The sequence below is a fragment of the Haloferula sp. genome (assembly GCF_049672945.1).
GTDB lineage: Bacteria > Verrucomicrobiota > Verrucomicrobiia > Verrucomicrobiales > Akkermansiaceae > Haloferula.
In genome coordinates, this window is the sequence record NZ_JBATWY010000252.1 from 1 (window position 1) to 1582 (window position 1582).

Below are 1582 nucleotides of genomic sequence, written 5' to 3' on the forward strand. Positions count from 1 at the left end.
GTCATCGCGTTTGGCAATTCCACCGGCGACCAGCAGATGCTCGAATACACCAAGGCGGGCACCGGTGCGCGGCTCTCGATGATCCTCCTTCACGACGACGCCGAGCGCGAGTATGCCTACGGTCCGGCGCAGGGTCTGCCGGAAACGAAAGTCGGCACCTTCACTCAGGCGCTTTACGACCAGGCGACCAAGGACGGCTGGACGATCATCAGCATGAAGAACGACTGGAAAAAGGTCTTTGCCTTCGAAAGCCAATGACATAGCCAAGTTCATTGCCATAAAGCTGATTTCGCAGCGAGCGAAGATGGATCCGTGAAACGCAAGCCCCTTGAAACACCACCTGAAGACGAAGGAAGAGGTCACGGCGGATCAAATCGTGCAGAGGTGGACAAGCATCTCTCTATTTCCAGCAGAAGAGTCTTGGGCGTCCATGCCTTTGCACTGCTGCTCTCGCTGGTGCTGTTCTATTTTCATGTGGTCGTGATCTTCGATGTGATCGCTGAGATTCATCGTTCCAAGCCATGGATGCTGGAGCATCTCGGGGTAAGACATACGGGAAAGATCCTCCTGCTCGGCAGCTTTTTTGCGCTCCTGTTGGCACACCTTGCGGAGGCCGGAATCTGGGGGCTGTTCTTGTATCGAACACGGCTGCTGCCCCGGATAACCGATGGGATTTACTTCACTGCCACATCGATTACGACGCTGGGTTACGGCGACATTCTCTTGAAGTATCCCTGGAGGCATCTTGGAACCTTGATCGCCATCACGGGGGTACTGATGTTTGGTTGCTCGACAGCCTTCCTGTTCGTGGTGCTCCAGGAAGTCTGGCACCACTCCTAGCCACCATGACGCAGCGATTGATCTTGTTTGAGTTAGAAACGCCTCCTCCCGCCAGGTAGGACTGATCTCGAATCGATGCCCAAGCTTCCACATTTCATACCCTCTACCAACAAGCTCCTTCGGTGCGTTTTCGGGATAGGGAAGTTTGTTGCTCCGTTGAGCAAGAATGGCATTCTTGCCCCCGAACCGGGCGGCCCGAATCAGCGGCCTCCCGCCGCCTGTTTTGCTCGCATGACAGGGATTTGGGACTCGTAATTCTCTTCCACCCTGCTCGATTCTTCGCTCCCATGAATCCATCCGACAATCCACAGCCAGCTCCACGCACCCATGAGCGTCTTCGGCGCTGGATCGGCGCCAGCCTGACGCTGATGGCCCTGAGCGGTTGCGCGTCCTACGGTGTCATCCAGAACAAGCCAATTGCTGAAGCGTCTCGTGACCGTGCGCCCTATTCCCTGAAAACCAGGGCCAACAAAGATCGCTCCGACGGCGAAGTCCTCTTCATCCTCGCCTTCTCCGGTGGCGGCACGCGTGCCTCCGCCATGGCGTATGGCGTCCTTGAGGAGTTACGTGACACCAATGTCGTCATCAATGGTCGCCAGGAGCGCCTTCTTGACGAGGTGGACTTCATTTCATCGGTATCCGGGGGAAGCTTCACCGCGGCCTACTATGGATTGTATGGTGAAAAGTTGTTCACTGATTTCGAAGATGAATTCCTGCGGGCGAACGTTCAGGGGAAGCTGAC

2 protein-coding genes and 1 pseudogene are annotated in these 1582 nt (G+C 56.0%); all 3 read left to right on the forward strand.

Annotation, left to right across the window (positions count from 1 at the left end; translation table 11 throughout):
- Positions 1-258, forward strand: a pseudogene (locus WBG04_RS21860) (haloacid dehalogenase-like hydrolase); the annotation flags it as partial.
- A 54-nt stretch (positions 259-312) separates the two neighbouring features.
- Positions 313-840, forward strand: a complete 528-nt coding sequence (locus WBG04_RS21865) for a potassium channel family protein (protein ID WP_424317000.1) — start codon at positions 313-315, stop codon at positions 838-840.
- 287 nt (positions 841-1127) lie between these two features.
- A partial coding sequence (locus WBG04_RS21870; RefSeq protein WP_424317002.1) for a patatin-like phospholipase family protein occupies positions 1128-1582 on the forward strand: 455 nt, incomplete at its 3' end.